The organism is Amycolatopsis sp. NBC_00438, from assembly GCF_036026695.1.
Classification (GTDB): domain Bacteria; phylum Actinomycetota; class Actinomycetes; order Mycobacteriales; family Pseudonocardiaceae; genus Amycolatopsis.
Window position 1 is genome coordinate 10,247,893 of the sequence record NZ_CP107923.1, and the last position, 22,214, is coordinate 10,270,106.

Annotated in this window: 18 protein-coding genes and 1 pseudogene; 10 read left to right on the forward strand and 9 right to left on the reverse strand. The window is 73.4% G+C overall.

Annotated elements, in window-relative coordinates:
• The first annotated feature begins 42 nt into the window (after positions 1 to 42).
• From OG494_RS47490 to OG494_RS47505, 4 genes are read left to right on the forward strand one after another with little or no spacing between them, the layout of a single operon-like run.
• The gene (locus OG494_RS47490; protein ID WP_328450318.1) at positions 43 to 357 is read left to right on the forward strand and encodes a DUF6191 domain-containing protein; all 315 of its coding nucleotides are present in this window, start codon (positions 43 to 45) and stop codon (positions 355 to 357) included.
• 4 nt (positions 358 to 361) lie between these two features.
• Positions 362 to 1,426, forward strand: a complete 1,065-nt coding sequence (locus OG494_RS47495; protein ID WP_328450320.1) for a precorrin-3B synthase — start codon at positions 362 to 364, stop codon at positions 1,424 to 1,426.
• Positions 1,423 to 2,046, forward strand: coding sequence for a precorrin-8X methylmutase (locus OG494_RS47500; RefSeq protein ID WP_328450322.1), 624 nt, complete (start codon positions 1,423 to 1,425; stop codon positions 2,044 to 2,046). Before OG494_RS47495 ends, OG494_RS47500 begins: the two co-directional genes overlap by 4 nt.
• Positions 2,043 to 3,530, forward strand: coding sequence for a precorrin-2 C(20)-methyltransferase (locus OG494_RS47505; protein WP_328450324.1), 1,488 nt, complete (start codon positions 2,043 to 2,045; stop codon positions 3,528 to 3,530). The genes OG494_RS47500 and OG494_RS47505 overlap by 4 nt, the downstream gene beginning before the upstream one ends.
• Positions 3,531 to 3,595: 65 nt before the next feature.
• Here the strand turns inward: OG494_RS47505 and OG494_RS47510 are convergent, their stop codons facing one another.
• The 6 genes from OG494_RS47510 to cbiE form a co-directional block, all read right to left on the reverse strand.
• Positions 3,596 to 6,691, reverse strand: coding sequence for an arabinosyltransferase domain-containing protein (locus OG494_RS47510; RefSeq protein WP_328450326.1), 3,096 nt, complete (start codon positions 6,689 to 6,691; stop codon positions 3,596 to 3,598).
• A 33-nt stretch (positions 6,692 to 6,724) separates the two neighbouring features.
• Entirely contained in the window at positions 6,725 to 7,369 is a 645-nt protein-coding gene (gene bluB, locus OG494_RS47515) for a 5,6-dimethylbenzimidazole synthase (RefSeq protein ID WP_328450328.1), read from the reverse strand.
• Entirely contained in the window at positions 7,366 to 8,091 is a 726-nt protein-coding gene (locus tag OG494_RS47520) for a cobalt-precorrin-6A reductase (protein ID WP_328450330.1), read from the reverse strand. Before OG494_RS47520 ends, bluB begins: the two co-directional genes overlap by 4 nt.
• Positions 8,088 to 9,104 (reverse strand): Gfo/Idh/MocA family protein, encoded by a 1,017-nt coding sequence (locus OG494_RS47525; RefSeq protein WP_328450332.1) that lies wholly within the window; start codon positions 9,102 to 9,104, stop codon positions 8,088 to 8,090. The genes OG494_RS47520 and OG494_RS47525 overlap by 4 nt, the downstream gene beginning before the upstream one ends.
• On the reverse strand, positions 9,101 to 9,862 hold the full coding sequence (gene cobM, locus OG494_RS47530; protein ID WP_328450334.1) for a precorrin-4 C(11)-methyltransferase: 762 nt from the start codon (positions 9,860 to 9,862) through the stop codon (positions 9,101 to 9,103). The genes OG494_RS47525 and cobM overlap by 4 nt, the downstream gene beginning before the upstream one ends.
• Before the next feature lie 889 nt (positions 9,863 to 10,751).
• On the reverse strand, positions 10,752 to 11,945 hold the full coding sequence (cbiE, locus tag OG494_RS47535) for a precorrin-6y C5,15-methyltransferase (decarboxylating) subunit CbiE (RefSeq protein ID WP_442874364.1): 1,194 nt from the start codon (positions 11,943 to 11,945) through the stop codon (positions 10,752 to 10,754).
• Positions 11,946 to 12,021: 76 nt separating this feature from the next.
• Here cbiE and OG494_RS47540 point away from each other — a divergent pair, with 76 nt between their 5' ends.
• The 4 genes from OG494_RS47540 to cobC are packed head-to-tail and all read left to right on the forward strand — an operon-like array spanning position 12,022 to position 16,937.
• Entirely contained in the window at positions 12,022 to 13,983 is a 1,962-nt protein-coding gene (locus tag OG494_RS47540) for a putative cobaltochelatase (RefSeq protein WP_328450338.1), read from the forward strand.
• Positions 13,983 to 14,597, forward strand: coding sequence for a cob(I)yrinic acid a,c-diamide adenosyltransferase (cobO, locus tag OG494_RS47545; RefSeq protein ID WP_328450340.1), 615 nt, complete (start codon positions 13,983 to 13,985; stop codon positions 14,595 to 14,597). Before OG494_RS47540 ends, cobO begins: the two co-directional genes overlap by 1 nt.
• A complete protein-coding gene (locus tag OG494_RS47550) occupies positions 14,591 to 15,928 on the forward strand; it encodes a cobyrinate a,c-diamide synthase (protein WP_442874365.1) in 1,338 nt (445 codons plus the stop codon). Before cobO ends, OG494_RS47550 begins: the two co-directional genes overlap by 7 nt.
• Positions 15,921 to 16,937 (forward strand): Rv2231c family pyridoxal phosphate-dependent protein CobC, encoded by a 1,017-nt coding sequence (gene cobC, locus OG494_RS47555; RefSeq protein ID WP_328450344.1) that lies wholly within the window; start codon positions 15,921 to 15,923, stop codon positions 16,935 to 16,937. Before OG494_RS47550 ends, cobC begins: the two co-directional genes overlap by 8 nt.
• Positions 16,938 to 17,034: 97 nt before the next feature.
• Here the strand turns inward: cobC and OG494_RS47560 are convergent, their stop codons facing one another.
• The 3 genes from OG494_RS47560 to OG494_RS47570 form a co-directional block, all read right to left on the reverse strand.
• Positions 17,035 to 17,793, reverse strand: a complete 759-nt coding sequence (locus tag OG494_RS47560) for an adenosylcobinamide-GDP ribazoletransferase (protein ID WP_328450346.1) — start codon at positions 17,791 to 17,793, stop codon at positions 17,035 to 17,037.
• A 127-nt stretch (positions 17,794 to 17,920) separates the two neighbouring features.
• Positions 17,921 to 18,934: a nicotinate-nucleotide--dimethylbenzimidazole phosphoribosyltransferase gene (gene cobT / locus OG494_RS47565; RefSeq protein WP_328450348.1), complete on the reverse strand. Its 1,014-nt coding sequence runs from the start codon at positions 18,932 to 18,934 to the stop codon at positions 17,921 to 17,923.
• A 12-nt stretch (positions 18,935 to 18,946) separates the two neighbouring features.
• Complete coding sequence (locus OG494_RS47570) at positions 18,947 to 19,549, reverse strand: bifunctional adenosylcobinamide kinase/adenosylcobinamide-phosphate guanylyltransferase (protein WP_328450350.1); 603 nt, start codon at positions 19,547 to 19,549, stop codon at positions 18,947 to 18,949.
• A 36-nt stretch (positions 19,550 to 19,585) separates the two neighbouring features.
• On the opposite strand from OG494_RS47570, the pseudogene OG494_RS47575 reads away from it, so the two are divergent.
• Both OG494_RS47575 and OG494_RS47580 read left to right on the forward strand, forming a co-directional pair.
• Positions 19,586 to 20,509, forward strand: a pseudogene (locus tag OG494_RS47575) (cobalamin biosynthesis protein); the annotation flags it as partial.
• Positions 20,510 to 20,727: 218 nt separating this feature from the next.
• Positions 20,728 to 22,209 (forward strand): cobyric acid synthase, encoded by a 1,482-nt coding sequence (locus OG494_RS47580; protein WP_328450352.1) that lies wholly within the window; start codon positions 20,728 to 20,730, stop codon positions 22,207 to 22,209.
• Positions 22,210 to 22,214: the final 5 nt, after the last annotated feature.

The following is a 22,214-nucleotide window of genomic DNA, read 5'->3' on the forward strand; positions in this document are numbered from 1 at the left end:
CTGCATCCGGAATTTGACCGGCGGTCATCCGGTTCGCGGGGCATGGGAACTTGGCTGGGGCTGGCCCTTCCGGGCGGCGTGGTGATCCTGCTGGTCATGGCCGCGATCGAGTTGCGGCCGCGCAAGAACGGCTCGCGGTTCAAGGCGCGGCTGTCCGCGACCTACGTCGAAGAGACCACCGCGTTCCTCTACGGCACCAAGCGGCGTGAGCTGGAACACCGCGAGACGATGTCGATGCTCGTCGAGCAGGACGCCGACGGCGCGCCTCCCCGGCGTGACGTGGACCTGGACGCCGGGACAGCCGTCCTACGCCCGCGTCCGGCCGCGAAAGAGCCGGAGAACCGCGAGTTACAGTGACCTCATGCCGACCCCCGCGCGTGTGCGAGCCGACGCGTGCCCCGGCGTTTTCGCCACCCACGACGCCGCGGACGGCCCGTTGGCGCGGGTCCGGCTGCCCGGGGGTGCGGTTTCCGCCGCGCAGCTGCGGGCGCTGGCCGGCTGCGCCGAGGCGTGCGGCGACGGCGACCTCCACCTCACTTCGCGCGGCAACGTCCAGCTGCGCGGGGTGACGCGGCCCGGGCTCGCGGCCCGGCTGACCGACGCGGGCCTGCTGCCGTCGCCGTCGCACGAGCGGGTCCGCAACGTCCTGGCCTCGCCGCTGAGCGGGCTCGCCGGTGGCCTCGCCGACGTCCGCGGTCTGGCCGCGTCGCTGGACTCGCGCTTGTGCTCGATCCCCGAGCTGGCGTCGCTGCCCGGGCGGTTCCTCTTCGCCTTCGACGACGGCCGCGGTGACGTCGCCGGCGAAGGCGCCGACGTCTGCTGGCGCGCGACCGGCCCTTCCGAGGGAACCTTGCTGCTCGCGGGCGGCGACACCGGACGCCGAGTGGCGCTGGCCGACGCGGTCTCGGAGCTGATCGACCTCGCGCGGGAGTTCCTCCGGGTGCGCGGATCCGCGTGGCGCGTCGCCGAGCTGGACGATCCGGCGTGGCGTGGGACGCCGGTTCCCCGTGCCGACATCCCGGTGCCGGCCGGGATGATCTCGGCGTCCGCGGCGGGCGTCGTCCCGAGGTTCGGGCAGCTGTCGGCCGCGCAGGTCCGCGCGCTCGCCGGCTTCGGGCCGGTGCTGGTCACGCCGTGGAAGTCCGTGGTGCTGCCGGACGCGGCCCCCGACGTCTTCGAACGGCTCGGCTTCGGCGGCGAGCCGCTCGGGACCAGTGCGTGCGTCGGCCGGCCGGGCTGCGCGAAGTCGCGCGCCGACGTCCGCGCCGACGCCGTGTTCCGGCCCGGGCTGCGCGCGCACTTCTCGGGTTGCGAACGGCGGTGCGGCAAGCCCTCGCAGTCGCATGTGGACGTGGTCGCCGAAGTCGGCGGCTACCGGGTCGACGGCCGGTGGGTGCCGCTCGAAGAGCTGAAAGGAAGACTGTGATCGACTACCTGCGGGACGGTGCCGAGATCTACCGGCACTCGTTCGCCACGATCCGCGAGGAGGCGGACCTGGCGATCCTGCCCGACGACGTGGCCGGCCTGGCGGTCCGGATGATCCACGCCTGCGGCATGGTCGATCTGGTCGACGACGTGCGCTACACCCTCGACGTCGTCGAGTCCGGCCGCGCCGCCCTCGAGGCGGGCGCGCCGATCCTGTGCGACGCGCAGATGATCGCCAGTGGCGTCACCCGGCGCCGCCTGCCCGCGGACAACGAAGTCGTCTGCACCCTGTCCGACGCCCGGGTGCCGTCCCTCGCCGAGCGGATGGGCACCACGCGCTCGGCGGCGGCGCTGGAACTGTGGCGTGACAAGCTGCCCGGCTCGGTCGTCGCGATCGGCAACGCGCCGACCGCGCTGTTCCGCCTGCTGGAGATCCTCGACGAGGGCGTCGGCGCGCCCGCGGCGATCATCGGTGTCCCGGTCGGGTTCGTCGGCGCGGCGGAGTCCAAAGTGGAGCTGGCCAAGCGCGCGCCGGCACCGTATCTGGTGGTGCACGGGCGTCGTGGCGGCAGCGCGATGGCCGTCGCCGCGATCAACGCGTTGGCGAGCACCGAAGAATGACCGGCACGCTGTACGGCGTCGGGCTCGGTCCCGGCGACCCGGAACTCATGACGGTCAAGGCCGCGCGGCTGATCTCGGACGCGCCGGTCATCGCGTACCACAGCGCGCGGCACGGCCGGAGCATCGCGCGGTCGGTGGCCGAGCCGTACCTGCGTGAGGGGCAGATCGAGGAGAAGCTCGTCTACCCGGTCACGACCGAGACCACGGACCACCCGGGCGGCTACGAAGGTGCGATCGCGGACTTCTACGAGCTGAGCGCGAAACGGCTCGCCGAGCACCTGGACGCCGGTCGCGACGTCGTCGTGCTCTGCGAAGGCGACCCGTTCTTCTACGGCTCGTACATGTACATGCACGAACGGCTGTCCGGTCGGTTTCCCGCCGTGGTCGTGCCCGGGGTGACGTCGGTGAGCGCGGCGTCGTCCGTGCTGGGCCGCCCGCTGGTCCAGCGCGACGAGGTCCTGACGATCCTGCCGGGCACGCTGCCCGCGCCGGAACTGGCGCGTCGTCTCGCGGACACGGATTCGGCGGCGGTTCTGAAGCTGGGACGCACGTTCGGTTCGGTACGGGAGGCGCTGGCGGAGGCCGGGAAGCTCGACGACGCGTTCTACATCGAGCGCGCGACATGGGGTGAGCAGCGGATCGCGCCGCTGGCCTCGGTGGATCCCGCCTCCGTGCCCTATTTCTCGCTGGCGTTGCTGCCTTCGCCGGCTTACGCGTCTCGGCAGTCACCCGTTGTTTCGCCGCCGGTGGCCGCTACCGGTGGCGAGGTGGTCGTCGTCGGCCTCGGTCCGGCGGGTCCGGAGTGGCTGACGCCGGAAGCCTTGGCGGAGTTGGAAGCGGCCGAGCACATCGTCGGGTACGGCCCGTATGTCGCGCGGGTGCCGCAGAAGTCCGGGCAGCAGCGTCACGCGTCCGGCAACCGGGTCGAGGCGGACCGGGCGGTCGAGGCGTTGTCGCTGGCCGCTTCCGGCGCGCGCGTGGCCGTGGTTTCCTCGGGCGATCCGGGGGTGTTCGCGATGGCGTCGGCAGTGCTGGAACAGGTGTCCTTGGGGCAGGGCGCGGGAGTCCGCGTCCGGATCGTGCCGGGCGTGACGGCGGCCCAGGCGGCGGCGTCCCGGGTCGGCGCGCCGCTGGGGCACGACTACTGCGTGCTCTCGCTGTCCGACCGGCTCAAGCCGTGGGAGATCATCGAGAAGCGCTTGGACGCGGCGGGTGCGGCGGATCTGGTGCTGGCGTTGTACAACCCGGCTTCGCGGACCCGCACGACCCAGCTCGCGGACGCCCGTGACGTGCTGCTCCGCCACCGCTCGCCGTCGACTCCGGTCGTGGTGGCGCGGGACGTCGGCGGTCCGGAGGAGGACGTCCGCATCACCACGCTCGGCGAGCTGGACCCGTCCACTGTGGACATGCGCTGCCTGCTGATCGTGGGCTCGTCCCGGACCCGCGCGGAGAACGGCATCGTCTGGACGCCCCGCAGCTACTGAGTCTGCCGTAGCCCGGTCGTGAGTGGTCAGGGCGGTTAGAACCGCCCTAACCACTCACGACCGGGTCAGCGCGTCGGGTCCTTGCCGTTGGGCTGGCTCGGCCCCGGGCCCGGGGACCACCAGCCCGGGACGGTTTTCTCGCCGTGGATCACCGTCGGGGCGATGCCTTCGGTGAACGGCTCGATCTGCAGCAGCTGGCCCCACGACTGGCTCGGCTGGCCGATCAGGTAGCTCGGCACCTCGGGTTCCTCGGCCAGCTCCTCGAGCCAGCCGATCGGGCCGCCGTTGGTCGAGGACGCCCACTCCGCCTCGTCCGCCAGGCCGCCCGCCGTGATGCGGTACTCCGGGACCTGCGAAATGCCGTCGTGGGACATCACCGGCTGGGCGCACGGGTACACGAACGACGCCGGCCAGTCGATGTACACCGGCTTCGAGCCGATCTTGTCCGTCAGCGTCGTGAACGTCGGGACGCGCGGGGCCGAAGCCGCGATCCAGCCGTCTTCGGTGAGGTCGTTGTCGACGATGTTGATGCGCAGCGCGTTCGTCTCCGGGGGGAGATCGCGCAGGTTGATGCGGGTGTCGTTCCAGCCACCCGTGCCCCCGCCCGGCGGGAGCACGAACTGGCTGCGCAGGATCTTCACGCCCTCGGGGGTGTTCACGCCGTAGTCGAGGCTGACCGACGTCGGCCGCCGGGACGCGCCCGCCGTCGCCACCACGACCTGGCCGTCCGCGGGCTTCTCCGTCAGCGCGTACCAGTCGCTGCGCAGGCGGCCCGCGCGCGTCTCGGGGTCGAGGTAGCTCGACCACATCGGCACGTTCTCCGGCGTGAACCCGTGCGGCGGCTCCGCCAGGGGGTCCTTGTCGTCGACCGAGCGGGTGTGGAAGCCGGTCTGGACGCGGCCGTTGTCGTGGTCGGGGTTGGGCAGCGGCGAGTTCTCCGGTGGCTTGGTCTCGTCGGGGACCGTCCGCTGTTCGGCCTGCGGGTGCAGGATGCTCGTCGCCGCGTCGCGCTCCACCATGACGTGGTCGGAGAGGTTGCAGCTCTTGCCGAACAGGTGCCCGACGTTCGCCGCGCCCAGGCTGTAGCTGCCGGCCTGGTTGTGGATCGCCCACGCCATCGTGATGAACTCGCCGCCCGCCACCAGGCCGCAGACCACCACCAGCGACAGCGAGCCGAGCCGCAGCGCGCGCAACCGGCCTTCCTGCACCGGGGGCGCGGCGGTGGGCCGGTGCGCGCGGACGTTCTCCACGAACGCGTAGATCCCCGCGATCGCGGCCGCCACCAGCAGGATCGTGGACAGCGGGATGCCGCCGATCGACGGCGCCACGTTCGTCCACTGGACGCCGAGGCGCGAGACGAACCAGTAGGTGTTCGGCCCGGTCGCGGCCAGCGCGCCGACGACCAGCAGCCCGGCCAGGAACGCGGCGCGGTTGCGTTTGGACCGCAGCACGGTCGAACTCGTCGCGAGTGCCGTCAACGCCGCCATCGACGCCCCGACCGCGGCGAACGCGCCGAAGTGGTGGGTCCACTTCGTCGGCGTCAGGGCCAGGAGCAGGAAGAACAGGGCCGTCGTGCCGATCAGGCGGCGCGCGGGGCCGAGCGACGCGCCCTGGATGCGGCCGCGGCGCAGCAGCATCACCAGGCAGGTGGCCGTGCACAGCACGATCAGCAGCACCGGGAACCGGCGTGGCGCGGAGCCGTCCGGGAGGTCGGCGAACAACAGCTGGTAGCGCGCGAGCTCTTGGAACCACGAGAGGTTCGGGCCGACCTGGGTGCGGATCCGGGTCGCCTCCTGGACCGTCGCGAACGTCTGGTCGGCGAACACCACGACGAGCACCAGCAGCCCCGCCGCGGCGACCGGCGCGAGCACCGGCAGCCAGCCGTTCTCGTTGGCGCGCTGGCGGATCAGCTTGAACAGCGGGCGCGCGGCGACCAGGTACGGCGCGACCGCGATCAACCCGGTCGGCGTCGCGGCCAGGGTGAACCCGGCCGCGGTCAGGCCGAGGCACAGCGGCAGCAGCCGCCGCGTCACCAGGGTGCGTTCGACGGCGCAGATCGCCAGCAGCGACCCGAGCGCGGCGACCGGTTCGGGCCGGACACCGTTGTTGTAGGGCATCCACCAGACCAGGAACACCGTCGCCGCGGCCCAGCTCGCCGGGCGGCTGGTGCGGACCTGGGCGCCCAGGCGCGGCATGACCTCGCGGCTGATCAGCAGCCAGCAGAGCACGCCGAGCAGGAACGACGGCAGCCGGATCCACGGCGGTACCACGCTGACGTGCGCCATCAGTTCGAACAGGTGGTAGAACCAGCCGAACGGCGCCTCGGCGACGCCGAACCAGCGGTGGTAGTTCGTCAGGAACCCGGTCTGCTCGGTGACCCGGGCCATCGTGAGGATGTAGCCGTCGTCCGAGGTCACGGGCCCGATGAAGACCCACGCGCCGAGCGCGGCGATCACCGTGGCGTCCCGCATCGTCAGCCGCCACCAGCCGACCGGCGCCCAGCGCGGCGCGCGGCGGGCGAAGCCGGAGTCGCGGCGCCAGACCGCGATCATGCAGCCGATCAGCGACAGGATCGCGAGCACGCCGACGACGACCTTCAGCGTCGTCGGCGACGTCTGGTAGCGCGTGTCCGGCACGACCGAGACGTGCAGCCCGGCGATCGGGTCCTTGCTCGAGTTGATCGAGGAGTAGATGCCGACCACGCGGGGCCGGACGTCGCCGCCGGTGTGGAACACCGGGGTGCCGGCCACGGCGAGGGTCATCTGCGTCGCGTCGACGTCCAGCTCGACGTCGCACTTCTCGGACGGCAGCGGCTGCTGGGCGATCTGCTGGCCCTGGCTGGAGGCGATCAGCACGCCGTTGTCGACGCGCAGCTGCATCCCGACGCCCTTGCCGGACTTCGGGTCGGTGCGGCCGTCGGGCACGGTGGCGAACAGCAGGCCCGGGCCGTTCGTGCGGGCGTCGACCGAACGGATGGCCGCGCACGGCAGTTCGGCGCGCAGGTCCTGGGCCCAGTACCCGGTCAAGGGCGCGTTGACGGAGCGGGTGTCGCTGCCGGTCGGCCAGACGACCTCCGCCGTGTCCTGCACCACCGGCAGGAGGGGGAAAGCCAGCGCGCACAAGGCCGAGAGCAACCCCAGCGCTACGGCAATCAGACGCATCGGCGCAACGCTAACGGGTCAGACCGAGGCCCGTTACGCAGACCCCGGGTCACGCGGCGTGAAGCGCCCGTGGTGTATCGCCTCGGCCAGGGGACGGCGGCTGCGCCACCCGTGACGCTCCAGGTCGGGCACGGTTTCGAGCCGGCTGACCGGGCCCGTGCAGAGCCACGCGACGGGCCGTACACCGTCCGGGATGCCGAGCAGTTCGCCGAGGAACGGTTCGCGGTAGAAACTCACCCAGCCGACGCCGAGGCCTTCGGCGGTCGCGGCCAGCCACAGGTTCTGGATCGCCAGGCAGACGGAGTACAGGCCGGCGTCGGCGATGGCGTGCCGGCCGAGCACGTCGGGCGCGCCGCGCGCGGGGTCGTAGGTGACGACGATTCCGAGGCTCGACTCGAGGATGCCCTCGATCTTGATGTTCGCGAAGGTGCCGGCGCGCTCTTCGCCGAGCTGTCCCGCGAAGACCTCTCGCTCCTCCTGGACGTGCTTCGCGAACCGCTCGCGGGTCGTGTGGTCGTCGACCAGCACGAAGTCCCACGGCTGCGTGAGCCCGACGCTCGGCGCGGCGTGCGCGGCTTCGAGGATCCTCGTCAGCGTCGCCTCGGGGATCGGCTCGCCGGTGAACTCGCCGCGGACGTCACGGCGTTTGTTCAGGACTTCGTAGAACTCTTCGATCATCGGTTCAGCACCCATTCGACGGCTTCGGGCACGGTCTCGGCGGTCTCCGTGACGGGCCTCGGCGGGCGCCGGACCAGCAGCACGGGCACGCCGAGTTCCCTGGCGGCCGTGAGTTTGGCACTGGTCAGGTCGCCACCGGAATCCTTCGTGACGAGGACGTCGACACCGTGGCCCCTCAGCAGTGCGCGCTCGGCGTCCACTTCGTACGGTCCGCGCGCGAGGAGCAGCTCGTGGTGCCGGGGCAACGGCGGTTCGGGCGGGTCGACGCAGCGGATCAGGAACCACAGGTCGTCGAGGTGCGCGAAGGCGGGCAGTCCTTGGCGTCCGCTGGTGAGGAAGACGCGTTTGCCGAGGTCCGGGAGTTTCTTCGCGGCGTCGGCGAGGTCGTCCGCCCAGTGCCAGACGTCGTTTTCGCCGGCTTCCCAGCCGGGCCGGGCGAGCCGCAGCAGCGGGATTTCGGTGCGTTCGGCTGCTTTCGCCGCGTTGGCCCCGATGCGCTCGGCGAAGGGGTGCGTCGCGTCCACGACAGCGCGTACGTCGTTTTCGCGCAGCCAGCCCGCGAGACCCTCTACGCCGCCGAAGCCGCCTACGCGTACTTCGCCGACCGGGAGGCGTGGCCGCGCGACGCGTCCCGCCAGCGAAGACACGACGCGCACTCCGCGCTCTGTCAGCTCCGAAGCGAGCTTCCGTGCTTCGCCCGTGCCGCCGAGGACGAGGATCACGAAGGACGCCCGTAGCCGACGGCGTCCCGCCAGCGGTCGAGGGTGCGCATGTTGGCCATCGTCTCCGCCCAGGTCAGCTCGGGTGCCTGCCGGTCGGCGATGTGCGCGGCGACGTGATCCGCTTCGCGCGCGAAGAGCCCCTGGCTTGCTTCGATCTCGATGATCTCGGGTGCGCCGTCGAGCGGTGTGAGGACGATCTGCGACGTCACGGGCTTGCGCAGCGCGTGGATCCACGCCGGCCGCGGCACGTGCAGCCGCCCGCGGGTGCCGTAGACGTGGATGGCGTCCTCCTGCGCCAGCCGGAACCCGCACGACAGCCGCGCGAGGATGTCGCCCGGCAGCCGCAGCAGGCCGGTCGCGTACTCGTCGACGCCGGACGCGGACAGCTTCGCCATCCCCGTCACCTCTTCCGGCTCCACGACGTCGACGCCGAGCGCCGCCTGCGCGACCAGCCTGGCCAGCGACGTGCAGTAGCAGCCGACGTCGAGGATCCCGCCGCCGCCGAGCGCGAGGTCGCCGAGCCGGGCCGCTTCGCCGTCGTCAGTGGCGTAGCTGAAGGTGACGTCGACCGCGCGGACGTCGCCGATCGCGCCGCACGAGATCAGCTCGGCCAGCCGCCGTGTCTGCGGGTGCAGCCGGTACATGAACGCCTCCATCAGGAAGACGTCCTGCTTGCGAGCCGCGGCGATGACCACTTCGGCGTCGGCGGCGGTGACGGTCAGGGGTTTCTCGCACAGCACGTGCTTGCCCGCTTCGGCCGCCGCGATGGCCCATTCCTTGTGCATCGGGTGCGGCGTCGAGACGTACACCGCGTCGATCTCCGGGTCGGCGAGGAGGTCTTCGTAGCTGCTGTAGGCCTTCGGGATCTCGAAGCGCGTCGCGAACTCGCGGGCCCGGTCGGCGGACCGCGCGGCGACGGCGGTCAGCGTGCCGTGCCTGCTTTCGTCGACACCCGCGGCGAACTCGGCGGCGATGGTCCCGGCGGCCAGCAGGCCCCAGCGCAGTTCCGTCACAACGACTCCGGTTGGTCGGCCCGGTCGCGGGCACTGGAATAGAGGAAGCTGTCCGGGAACCCGGCCGCGGCGAGCACCCGGCCGACGAAGATCGTCGCCGCCCGCGTCATCCCGGCGGCGCGGACCAGCTCCGGCAGTTCGGCGAGCACCCCGCGCACCACAGTTTCGCCGGGCTGGCTCGCGAGCGCCACGACGGCGACGGGGCAGTCGGCGCCGTAGTGCGGGGTCAGTTCGCCGGTGACCCGTTCGACGTGGTTGATCGCCAGGTGCAGCGCGAGGGTCGCGCCGGTGGCGGCGAACGCGGCGAGGGTCTCGCCCGGCGGCATCGCGGTCGAGCGGGCCTGGACGCGCGTGATGATCAGGCTCTGCCCGACCTCGGGCACGGTCAGCTCCCGCCCGAGCACAGCGGCCGACGCGGCGAAGGCGGGCACACCGGGGACGACCTCGTACGGCACGCCGGCGGCGTCGAGCCGTCGCACCTGCTCGGCGACGGCGCTGTAGAGCGACGGATCGCCGGAGCACAGCCGCACGACATCGTGCCCGGCCCGGTGCCCTCGGGCCAGCATCTCGACGATCTCCTCCAGGCTGAGATTCGCGGTGTCCACCAGCTCCGCGGACGGCGGGCAGTACGCGAGCAGGTCGGTGGGCGTCATGCTGCCGGGGTAGAGACAGACGCCGCAACGGCCGAGCAGGTCCCGCCCGCGCACGGTGATCAGGTCCGCGGCCCCGGGGCCGGCACCGACGAAGTACACGGTCATCGGCTGCTCCCCGGGATGCGGGCTGCGGCGGTGCGGCCGGTTGTGCGCTGTGCGCCGGTGGTGTGGGCCGGGGCGGCCTGCTTGGGCGTGCGCTGCTGTCCGAGGGGGCGGTCGGCGGTGGGTCGGCTGGTTGCCTGCCGCGGTCCGAGGGTGTGGGCCATGGTGGGGCCGGTTGTCCGCTCGCTCGAAGTGTGGACGGCCGTGGGCCGGCTGGTCGGTCGCCGTTGCGCGAGGGCGCGGGCCCTTGCCGTGTGGTCGGTTACCCGCTGCTCGCCGGTGGCGTGGGCCGGGGCGGCCTGCTTGGACGTGCGCTGCTGTTCGAGGGTGCGGTCGGTGGTGGGTCGGCTGGTTGCCTGCCGCTGTCCGCGGGCGCTCGCCGCGGCGGTGGAGGCGGTTGTCCGCCGCTCGCCCTGGGAGTGGGCTGCCGTGGGCCAGCCGGTCGGTCGCCGTTGCGCGAGGGCGCGGGCCCTTGCCGTGTGGTCGGTTACCCGCTGCTCGCCGGTGGCGTAGGTCGTGGTTGCGTGCTTAGGCGTGCGCTGCTGCCTGAGGGTGCGGTCGGCGGTGAAACGGCTGGTTGCCTGCCGCTGTCCGCGGGCGCTCGCCGCGGCGGTGGAGGCGGTTGTCCGCCGCTCGCCCCGGGTGTGGGCCGCGGTGGGCCGACCGGTCGGTCGCCGTTGCGCGAGGGCGCGGGCCCTTGCGGTGCGGTCAGTTGTGCGCTGGGCGCCGGTGGCGTAGGCCGGGGCGGCGTGCCTGGGCGCGCGCTGCTCTCCGAGCGTGCGGGCCGTGGCCGTGTGGTCGGTTGTCCGCCGCTCGCCCAGGGCGTTGACCGCGGTGGGCCGGCTGGTCGGTCGCCGCTGTCCGAGGGGGCGGGTTGCCACCGTGGGGCCGGTCATCGGCTGCTCCACTGCGTCACCGTCCGTGCCGGTGTCCAGCCTGTGAAGCCGCCCAGCGGTGCGGCACGTTCGACCGCGATCCGCAGCAGCTCACCACCGTGCTGTTCGTACGCCCGGCTCAAGGCCTGCTCGGCCTCCAGGGTGACTCCGTGCGCCACCACTCGCGCGCCCGTGGTCAGGCACGCGTCCAGTACACCCGGCACCGTCACGCCGCCTCCGAGGAAGACGGCGTCCGGCGCGGGCAGCGCGCTCAGCGCGTCGGGTGCTTCTCCGGTCACCACCTCCAGTTCCGGTACTCCCAGGTCCACCGCGTTGCGGCCGATCCGCTCGGCGCGCTCGGGGTCACGCTCGATCGCGATCGCCCGGTTCAATCCGTGCATCCGCGACCACTCGATGCCGACGCTGCCCGCGCCCGCCCCGACGTCCCACAGCAGTTCGCCGGGGCTCGGGGCGAGGCGGGCCAGCGCCGACACGCGCAGGTCGCGCTTGGTCAGCTGGCCGTCGTGCGCGTACACGTCGTCCGGGATGCCGATCAGGGGCAGCGCCGGGCCGGTGCACTCCAGCGCGAACACCGTCAGCGGGCCGGGATCGCCGGTCCAGCCGTCGGAGATGCGCTCTTCGGGCCCGCCCAGGTTCTCCAGCGCGAACAGCTCGCTCTCGCCATAACCCCGCACGGTGAGCAGGGAGCGCAGAGCCGCCGCGTCGGCGCCCAGGACGAGCACCCGCCGGCGCGGCGCCAGCACCCGGGCCGCGCGCGCCGACGATCGGCCGACGAGGGTCACCACCTCGGTCTCCTCGGCGGACCAGCCCAGCCGGGCCCGGGCCAGTGTCACCGACGAGAGCGCGGGCAGCGCCTCGACTTCGTATCCATGGGCCACCAGCGTAGAACCCACCCCCGACAAAAACGGATCTCCGCTGGCCAGGACGCACACGCGCCGGCCTTCGTGCTCGGCGAGCAGCGCGTCGAGGCCGGGCAGCAGCGGCGAAGGCCAAGGCACCGCCGGCACGTCGGCGGGCAGGTACTCCAGCTGCCGCGGCGCGCCGATGACGACGTCGGCGCCGAGGACCAGGGCCTGGGCCTGTTCCGACAGTCCCGGCCAGCCGTCGGCGCCGATCCCGACCACCGTCAGGCGTCGTGGGCTCCGTGGTTCCGCGAGTTCCGTTGCAGGTCGACGTGATTTTTCGCGCACGATTTCCCACCCTAAGCGAGGCGCACGCTGTGCGATGATCGGCCGGTCGCCGACCTCCGCCGCTGAAGGAGTGCTGTTGAAGCCGTACCCGTTCACCGCCGTCGTCGGGATGCCGGACCTGCGCCTGGCGCTGATCCTGTCCTCGATCTCGCCCGCCGTGGGCGGGGTGCTGGTGCGGGGTGAGAAGGGCACCGCGAAGTCGACCATGGTCCGCGCGCTCGCGGGCCTGCTGCCGGGTGTGGACGTCGTCGACGGCTGCCGCTTTTCGTGTGATCCCGCGGCGCCCGATCCGAGCTGCCCGGACGGCCCCCACGACGGTGCCGGCCGCCACCGCCGGCCGGCGCGGCTGGTCGAGCTGCCGGTCGGCGCGGCCGAAGACCGCGTCGTCGGCTCGCTGAACCTGGAGAAGGCCCTGGCCGAGGGCGTCACGGACTACCAGCCCGGCCTGCTCGCCGCCGCGCACCGCGGGCTGCTGTACGTCGACGAGGTCAACCTGCTGCACGACCACCTCGTCGACACCCTGCTCGACGCCGCGGCGATGGGGCAGGCGACCGTCGAGCGCGAGGGCGTCTCCGTGTCGCACGCGGCGCGGTTCGTGCTGATCGGCACCATGAACCCCGAGGAAGGCGAGCTGCGCCCGCAGCTGCTGGACCGGTTCGGCCTGACCGTCGAGGTCGCGTCCAGCCGGGACCCGGAGCAGCGCGTCGAGGTCGTCCGCCGTCGCCTGGCCTACGAAGCCGATCCGGACGCCTTCGCCGCCGGGTACGCCGACGACGACACCCGCCTGGCCGAGGAAATCGAGTCGGCGCAACGGCTTCTGCCCGCCGTCAAGCTGCCCGACGACGCGCTGCGCCAGATCGCCGAGATCTGCGCGTCGTTCGAGGTCGACGGCATGCGCGCGGACATCGTCACCGCGCGCGCCGCGGTCGCGCACGCCGCCTGGGCCGGCCGCGACGAGGTGAGCACCGAAGACGTCCGCGTGGCCGCGCGGCTCGCGCTGCCGCACCGGCGCCGCCGCAACCCGTTCGACGCGCCCGGGATCTCGGAAGAGCAGCTGGAGCAGGCCCTTCAGGACGCCCAGCCGCCGGAGCCGGGTCCCGAGGACGACGGCCCGGGCAGCGGTTCGACGCCGGACGACGCGCCGCAAGACGTTCCGCCAGAGGTTCCTCAGGGCGACGCGCCGCAGGGCCGGCCCCAGCAGCAGGGTGGGCAGCAGAAGACCGTCGGCGCCGGCGAAACGTTCAAGGCGCGCGTGTTCCGCGTCAAGGGCATGGGTGAAGGCGAGCGCGGCCGCCGGTCGCGGGCGATCACCGACAGCGGACGCACCATCGGCGTCCAGCCCCCGAGCGTCCGGGACGGGCGGCCGCACCTGGTCGCGACCGTCAAAGCCGCGGCGCCGCACCAGAAAGCACGTGGCCGCGACGGCGCCGGGCTGAAGATGCGACGCCAGGACCTGCGGTTCGCGTTGCGTGAAGGCCGTGAAGGCAACCTCGTGCTCTTCTGCGTGGACGCCTCGGGCTCGATGGGCGCGAAGACCCGCATGCGCGAGGTCAAGTCCGCTGTCCTGTCGCTGCTCCTCGACGCCTACCAGCGCCGGGACAAGGTCGGGCTCGTCACCTTCCGCGGCGATTCCGCCGAACTCGCGCTGCCGCCGACGATCAGCGTCGACGCGGCCGCGTCCCGCCTCGAAGGCCTCCCGACCGGTGGCCGCACGCCGTTGGCCGAAGGACTCCTCGAAGCCGCGCGGGTGCTGCGCGTCGAAGAGATCCGCGATCCGCGACGCCGTCCGCTGCTGGTCGTCGTCACCGACGGCCGCGCCACCAGCGGCGCGAACGCCGTCGCGCGCGCCCAGGCCGCGGCCGGGCTGCTCACCGGCGTCACGACCGTGGTGATGGACTGCGAAAGCGGCAGGATGCGCCTCGGTCTCGCCGCGGATCTGGCCGCGCACCTCGGCGGCGAGCACGTGCCGCTGGCCGACGTCGCCGCGGAGTCCCTCGCCGACGCCGTCCGCGCGCGCACCGCGGGAAGGGCTGCCTGATGCCGCAGGGGAAACCGGAAGTCGTCCCGAAGGACGGGCTGACCACGCGCCAGCGCCGCAACCGGCCGCTGCTCGCCGTGCACACCGGCGAGATGAAGGGCAAGTCGACCGCCGCGTTCGGGATGGCGCTGCGCGCCTGGAACCAGGGCTGGTCGATCGGCGTGTTCCAGTTCGTCAAGTCGGCGAAGTGGCGCGTCGGCGAGGAAGCCGCGTTCCGCGCGCTGGGCAAGCTGCACGACGACACCGGCGAGGGTGGGCCCGTCGAGTGGCACAAGATGGGTGAAGGCTGGAGCTGGGCGCGCAAGTCCGGCACCGACGAGGACCACGCCGAGAACGCGCGTGAGGGCTGGGCGGAGATCAAGCGCCGGCTCGCCGCCGAGACGCACGACTTCTACGTCCTCGACGAGTTCTCCTACCTGCTCAAGTGGGGGTGGCTCGATGTCGACGACGTCGTGTCCACTTTGGCCGATCGGCCGGGGCACCAGCACGTCGTCATCACCGGCCGGTACGCGCCGCCGGAGCTGCTCGACGCCGCCGACCTCGTCGCCGAGATGACCAAGGTGAAGCACCCGATGGACGCCGGCCAGAAGGGCCAGCGGGGGATCGAGTGGTAGCGCGCGTGGTGATCGCCGCGCCCGGCTCCGGGCACGGCAAGACCACTGTCGCCGCCGGCCTGATGGCGGCCCTGCGCACGGCCGGGCACCGGGTGTCGGGGCACAAGGTCGGCCCGGACTTCATCGACCCGAGCTACCACGCCCTCGCGACGGGGCGTCCGGCGCGCAACCTCGACCCGTTCCTGCAGGGTGAGGACACGCTGATCCCGTTGTTGCGCCACGGTTCTCGCGACGCGGACATCGCCGTGATCGAGGGTGTGATGGGCCTGTTCGACGGCGCGCTGGGCACCGAAGGTTACGCGTCGACCGCGCACGTGGCCCGGCTGATCGACGCGCCGGTGGTCCTCGTCGTGGACGCCTCGGCGGCCTCGCGCAGCGTCGCGGCGACGGTTCTGGGGTTCGCCTCCTACGACACGCGGGTGCGGCTGGCCGGCGTCATCCTGAACAAGCTGGGCTCGCAGCGGCACCTCGACGAGATCGCGTCCGCGCTGGAAGCGACCGGCGTCCCGCTGCTGGGTGCGTTGTACCGCAACGAAGAGATCCACGCGCCGAGCCGGCACCTAGGCCTGGTGCCCGCCGCGGAACGGTCCGCGGAAGCCGAGCGCGTGCTGCCTTCGCTCGCCGCGTGGGTCACCGACGGCGTCGACCTGGAGGCGATCGTCCGGATCGCTTCGGGGGCGTCCCGGCTTTCGGCTCCGATGTGGACACCGTCCGGTGTGGACGGTCCACGTGCGACGGTCGCGGCGGCGGGCGGCCCGGCGTTCACCTTCCGCTACACCGAGAACATCGAGCTGCTCGCGGCGTGCGGGGTCGACGTCGTGGACGTCGATCCGTTGCGGGACAAGACCTTGCCGGACGGGTGCGCCGGGTTGTACTTCGGCGGCGGGTTCCCCGAGGTGCACGCGGCCGAGCTGTCGGCGAACACGGCGTTGCGCGCCGAAGTGGCGAAAGCGGTCGACCGCGGGATGCCGGTCAGCGCGGAATGCGCCGGGCTGTTGTACCTGTGCCAGTCGCTCGACGGCGTGCCGATGGTCGGCGCGGTGCCGGCGGACGCCAAGATGACCGCCCGCGGCAAGCTCGGCTACCGGCGCGCGGTCGCCGTCGAGGACAACGTGCTGGCCACGGCCGGTCAGCGCGTCACCGGGCACGAGTTCCACCGCACCGAGGTCACGCCCTCGTACGGCGCGTCGGCGGCCTGGGGCTGGGACCGGCAGCTGGACGGCTTCGCGTCGCCGACGCTGCACGCGTCCTACCTGCACGTCCACTGGGCCGGCTATCCCGAGCTGGCGCAGCGGTTCGCGGCGCGCGTCCGCGAATTCGCCCATGGGTGACTACGACCTGCACCACCACGGCGATCGCGAGGTCGGGCCGGGGCTGGTGGACCTCGCGGTGAACGTCCGGTTGCCGCGGCCACCGGCGTGGCTGCGCGCCGAACTGTCGTCCGCTTTGGACACTCTCGCGGCTTATCCCTCGGCCGTCGAGGCGACTGCGGCCGTCGCGTTGCGGCATGGCCGTTCCTCTTCGGAAGTGCTGGTCACGGCGGGTGCCGCAGAGGCGTTCACGCTCCTGGCGTCGGCGCTGCGGCCGCGGCGCGCGGTGGTCGTGCACCCGCAGTTCACCGAGCCGGAGGCCGCGTTGCGGGCCGCCGGGCACGCGGTTTCACGCGTGATCCTGTCCGAAGTGGACGGTTTCGTGCTCGATCCCGCAGCCGTGCCCGAGGACGCGGATCTGGTGTTCGTCGGCAACCCGACGAACCCGACGTCGGTGCTGCACCCGGCGTCTTCGCTGCGTGTGCTGGCCCGGCCCGGGCGGCTGCTGGTCGTCGACGAGGCGTTCCTGGACGCGGTCCCGGGCGAGGCCGAGAGCCTGGCCGCCGGGGTGCCGGGCGTGGTCGTGCTGCGGAGCCTGACGAAGACGTGGGGGCTGGCCGGGCTGCGGGCGGGGTACGTGCTGGCCGAGCCGGCCGTGATCGAGCGGCTGCGCGCGGTCCAGGTGCCGTGGTCGGTGTCCACTTTGGCCGGTGTCGCGACGGTGGCGTGTTGTCGTCCGTCCGCTGTGGAGGAAGCAGAAAAGCTTGCTGTGGCGGCGGAAACGGACCGGGAGTACCTGGTGTCGGGCTTGACGGCGGCGGGTGTTTCCGTTCTCGGCGAGCCGCGCGGCCCGTTCGTGCTGGTCCGGATCCCGCAGGGCGCCGACGTCCGGTTGCGGCTGCGTGAAGCGGGTTACGCCGTCCGCCGCGGCGACACGTTCCCGGGACTGGGCCTGGACCACCTGCGGCTGGCGGTGCGCGACCGCGACGTGACGGACGCGTTCCTCACGGCACTGCGCAGGTGTGTTTGAACGACGTCGCGTCCGGGCGCTTCAGGAACCCCGCTTCGTGGCCCTTGCTGTCGCGGAAGAGTTCCGCCAGGTCCACGGCGGCGTCAGCGCGGAGGTCTCAGGTCGACAGGACGAGCAGCGCCGCCGCGACGGCGGTTTCGACGCCCGCGCCGAGGACGTCGCCGGTGACGCCGCCGAGCCGTTGGGTGCAGCGCCGGAGAAGCGCCGCGGCGACGGCGTAGGCCAGCAGGACGGCCACGGGTCCGCGCCACCAAGGCAGTCCGGGGACGAGCGCGGCGCAGGCGGCCGCGGCCACCGCCACGCCTGCTGCCGCGGCCCGCGGCACCGAGCCCGCGACGGTCGCGCCGAGTCCCTCCGGCCGGGCCGACGGGACGCCCTTCGCGCAGGACATCGACAGCGTGCAGCGTCCGGCGAGCACCGCCGCCGCGGCCGCCGCGACGCCGTGGTGCGCGCCGATCGCCCCGGCCAGCGCGCCGGCCTGGACGAGCAGGACGAACACGAGTGTCGCGACGCCGGTCGGCCCCGAGTCGCCGCGGCGCATGACGTCGAGGGCCTTGGCGCGGTCGTAGGAGGCGCCGAGGCCGTCGGCGGTGTCGGCGAGCCCGTCGAGGTGCAGGCCACGGGTGCCGAGGGCCACCGCGCCGAGCGCGACGGCGGCGACCGCGAAGGCCGGGAGGTGCAGGGCCTGCCCGGCGGCGACCACCAGCGCGGCCGCGGCGGCGAGCGGGACGGCGGCCAGCGGCGCGAGCAGCATGGCGCCCCCGGCCACGCGCCGATCGATGACGCGCGGCGCCGGGACGGGCACGGTGGTGAGCGTCCCGACGGCCAGCCGCGCGGCGTCACCCCAGCGGCTCACGTCCGGTTGTCCACAGCTCGGCCGGCGCCGGCGGAGTTGTCCACAGATCGCCGAACGGGGCTTCCCCCGGGGCGGGTACCGATAGACTGGACAGGGGACGCCCCCCGGGGAGTGGTGGGGGCTGGGGTCATGCCAAGTCCGCCAGCAGGCCCATCTCCGCGAGGATCGCGCGGGCCGCGCGCAGGGTCGGGATCGCCTGCACCGCGCCGCTGCCTTCGCCCAGCCGCAGACCGAAGTCCAGGATCGGCTCCAGTCCCAGCGCTTTCAGCGCGAACGCCTGGGACGGCTCCGTCGAGCGGTGCCCGGCCAGCCACCACTGCTCCGCGCCCGGCGCGATGTCCCGCGCCACCAGCGCCGCCGCGCCCGAGAACACGCCGTCGAGCAGCACCGGGATGCCTCGGACCGCCGCCTGGACCAGGAAGCCCGCCGTCGCCGCGACACATGCGCTGCCCAGCGCCGTCAAGCGCTCGAACGGGTCTTCCACCCGGCCCGCGGTCCGCGTCAACGCCGCCGAGACCGCCGCCGTCTTGCGCTCCAGGCCGGCCGCGTCGACGCCGGTCCCGGTGCCGACCACTTCCGCGGCCGGCAAGCCCAGCGAAGCCGCGACCAGGGCCGCGCACATCGCCGTGTTGCCGATGCCCATGTCGCCGGGGATGAGCACGTCCGCTTCGCGCTCTTCGTCGGCGATCGCGCGGCCCGCCTCGAAGGCGGCCTGCGCTTCGCCGGGCTCCAGAGCGTCCTCGACGTCGATCGAGCCCGAGCCGCGGCGGATCTTGTGGGCCGTCACGTCCGCGGGGACGTCCGCACCGTCCCAGTCGACGCCGAGGTCGGCGACCCGGACCTCGGCCCCGACCTGCGCGGCCAGCACGTTCACGCCGCTCTTGCCGGCCAGGAACACCCGCACCATCGCCGCGGTCACCTCGCGCGGGTACGCCGACAGCGCGGACACGCCGTGGTCGCCCGCGAAGACGACCACTCGGACGTCGTCCAGGGGACGCGGCGGCACACTGCCGTGCGCGGCGGCCAGCCAGGCCGCGATCTCCTCGAGCCGGCCCAGCGAGCCGAGCGGCTTGACCAGGCCGTCGAGCCGCTCCTGCGCGGCGGCGCGGGCGGTGGCATCAGGCACGGGTACGTCGAACACGAGCGCCTCCGGTTACAGGTCGAGCACCCGGCCCGCGACGACCAGCTGGACCCGGTCGGCGTCGGCGGACACCCGGTTGTTGAGTGCGCCCAGCACATCACGGAACAGCCGCCCGGACGACGTTGCGGGCACCACACCGCTGCCGACCTCGTTGCTGACCGCGACCACCGGCACCCGCGCCGCGGCCCACGCGGCCAGGAAGTCCTCGAGCCGGTCGTCGAGCCGGTGCTCCCAGCCCCGCCGCTGCTCCCACGCGCCGACCTCGTCGAGCACCTGCGAGAGCCAGGTGCCGAGGCAGTCGATGAGGAGCGGCTCGGTCGCCTTCCGGAGGGTGCCCGCGAGGTCCGTGGTCTCGACGGTCTTCCAGTTCGACGGCCGCCGCGCCTGGTGCGCGGCCACCCGCGCGGCCCATTCGGGGTCGTCGTCGCTCGGGGGCAGGCCGGGCGCGACGTAGACGAGGTGCGGGTGGCGGGCGGCGAGCCGCTCGGCGTGCCGTGACTTCCCCGAGCGGACGCCGCCGAGGACGAGCACCTTTCCTTCGTCGCGTCCGTACCGGCGGAGCGCGCGCGCCAGGTTCTCCAGATACCCGGCGAGCCGGAGCGTCAGCTTGGTCATACCGGGCATTGTGGTGCACGCGCTAACGTGCGCCACGTGCCACTCCGTCTAGGGACAACCGCGGCCGGACTCGTTACCGGATATGTCGCCGACGCACTGTTCGGTGACCCCCGTCAGGGTCATCCCGTCGCGATCTTCGGCTCTTTCGCGGCGCGTCTCGAACGCCGCGTGTGGGCCGACTCGAAGCCGCGCGGAGCCGCGTACGCGGGGTTGTGTGCCTTCACTGCTGTCGGCCTCGGAGCCGCGCTTCAGACCGCGACGCGGCGTCGCCCCTTCGCACGCTTCGCGGCGACTGCCGTCTGTACGTGGGTCGTGCTCGGCGGACGTGGTCTCGCCGACGAAGGTGCGGAGATGGCGAAGCTGCTCGAAGCGGGCGAAGTGCCTTCGGCGCGTACGCGGCTGTCGCACCTCTGCGCGCGCGACGCGACGACGCTCGACTCCGCCGAGCTGACCCGCGCGGCGACCGAGTCGATCGCGGAGAACACGTCGGACGCCGTCGTCGCGCCGCTGTTCTGGGGCGCCGTCGCGGGGCTGCCGGGCCTGCTCGGCTACCGCGCGCTCAACACGCTCGACGCGATGGTCGGCTACCGGTCACCGCGCTACCGGCGGTTCGGCTGGGCCGCGGCCCGCGCCGACGACCTGGTGAATCTGGTCCCGTCCCGGCTCGGCGCCGGGCTCACGGCGTTGTGCGCGCCCCTCGCCGGTGGGCGTTCCCGGCAGTCGTGGCGGGTCTGGCGCCGCGACGGCGGGCTGCACCCGAGCCCGAACGCGGGCCAGGTGGAGGCGGCGTTCGCGGGTGCGCTGGACATCCGGCTGGGCGGCACGAACAGCTACGGCGGCGAGGTGGAGCGCCGGGCCCGGCTGGGGGAGGGGCGCGATCCCGCGCCGGGCGACCTGCGGCGCGCGGTGCGCCTGTCCCGGCTGGTGGGGGTCGCCGCGCTGGCCGTGGCGGTGGTGATCGCCTCCGGCACCGGCCGCCGACGGGCGATTCGACGCTCACGCCGAGGTGGGGCGGTCGCGATCGCCGCGACGGCAGCCCCCACCACTCCCTGGGGGGCGGCCCCTGTCCAGTCTATCGGTGGGCGGCGGGGGCCAAGGGCCGTTCGGCGATCTGTGGACAACCCGGCCGGCGGCGCGGCGGCTGTGGACAAAATGCGCCGGTGCGCGGCGGTGGCCCGATGAGCGGCCTGCTCGTCGCCGGGACGACGTCCGATGCGGGCAAGAGCCTGGTCACCGCCGGGATCTGCCGGTGGCTCGCCCGGCGCGGGGTGCGCGTCGCGCCGTTCAAAGCCCAGAACATGTCCAACAACTCCATGGTTTGCGCCGACGGGGCCGAGATCGGCCGCGCGCAGTGGCTGCAGGCGCGCGCGGCCCGCGTCGAGCCCGAAGCCGCGATGAATCCCGTGCTGCTCAAGCCCGGCAGCGATCGGCGCAGTCACGTCGTCGCGCTCGGGAAGCCGTTCGGCACCCTCGAAGCGGGGGAGTACGCGACCGGCCGGGCCGGGCTCGCCGAGATCGCCTTCGCCGCCTACGACGACCTCAGCGCGCGCTACGACGTCGTCGTCTGCGAAGGCGCGGGCAGTCCCGCCGAGATCAACCTGCGTGGCGGCGACTACGTCAACCTGGGGCTGGCGCGGCGGTTCGGGCTGCCGGTGCTGGTCGTCGGCGACATCGATCGCGGTGGTGTGCTCGCCGCGATGTTCGGCACCCTCGCGCTGCTCTCGGCCGAGGACCAGGCGCTCGTCGCGGGCTGGGTCGTCAACAAGTTCCGCGGTGACGTCGGGCTGCTGCGCCCGGGTCTGGACAGCCTGGAAAAAGTCACCGGACGGCCGGTGCTGGGCGTGCTGCCCTGGCTCCACCGGGTGTGGATCGACTCGGAAGACGCGCTGGCCGCGGCCGGCTGGCGCCGCGAGGCCCATCGCGGCGGCCTGAGCGTGGCGGTCGTCCGGTTCCCGCGCGCGTCCAACGCCACCGACGTCGACGCCCTCGCTGCCGAACCCGGCGTCACGGTGTCGCTGACCGCCGACCCGGACACGGTCGCGGCGGCCGACGTCGTGGTGCTGCCCGGTTCCCGCGCCACGGTCGACGACCTGGCCTGGCTGCGTGCCCGCGGCCTGGACACGGCGCTGGCGGCCCGGGCCGCGGCCGGGAAGCCGGTCCTCGGCATCTGCGGCGGTTACCAGATGCTCGCGGAGTCCATTGTGGATGACGTCGAGTCCGGCGCCGGCGAGGTGCCGGGCCTGGGCCTGCTGCCGGCGCGCGTGACGTTCGCCGAGGAGAAGGTGCTCGCCCGCCCGGCGGGCGAGTGGCGCGGCACCCGCGTCGACGCCTACGAGATCCACCACGGCTCGGTGACCGCGACGGCCCCTCTGGAGTCCTTTTTGGACGGCTACCGCGTGGGCGCGGTCTGGGGCACGTTGTGGCACGGCGCGTTCGAGAACGACGCGTTCCGCCGCGCCTGGCTCGCCGAGGCGGCGGCGCAGGCGGGTGTCGCGTGGACGCCGTCCCCGGACGCGCCGGGCTTCGCGGACCTGCGTGAGGACATGCTGGACCGCCTGGCGGACGCCGTCGACGAGCACCTCGACACGGCGGCGTTGCTGACGCTGCTGGAGCGGGGCGCGCCGGCGGGCTTGCCGTTCGTGCCGCCCGGCGCGCCCTGAGCGCC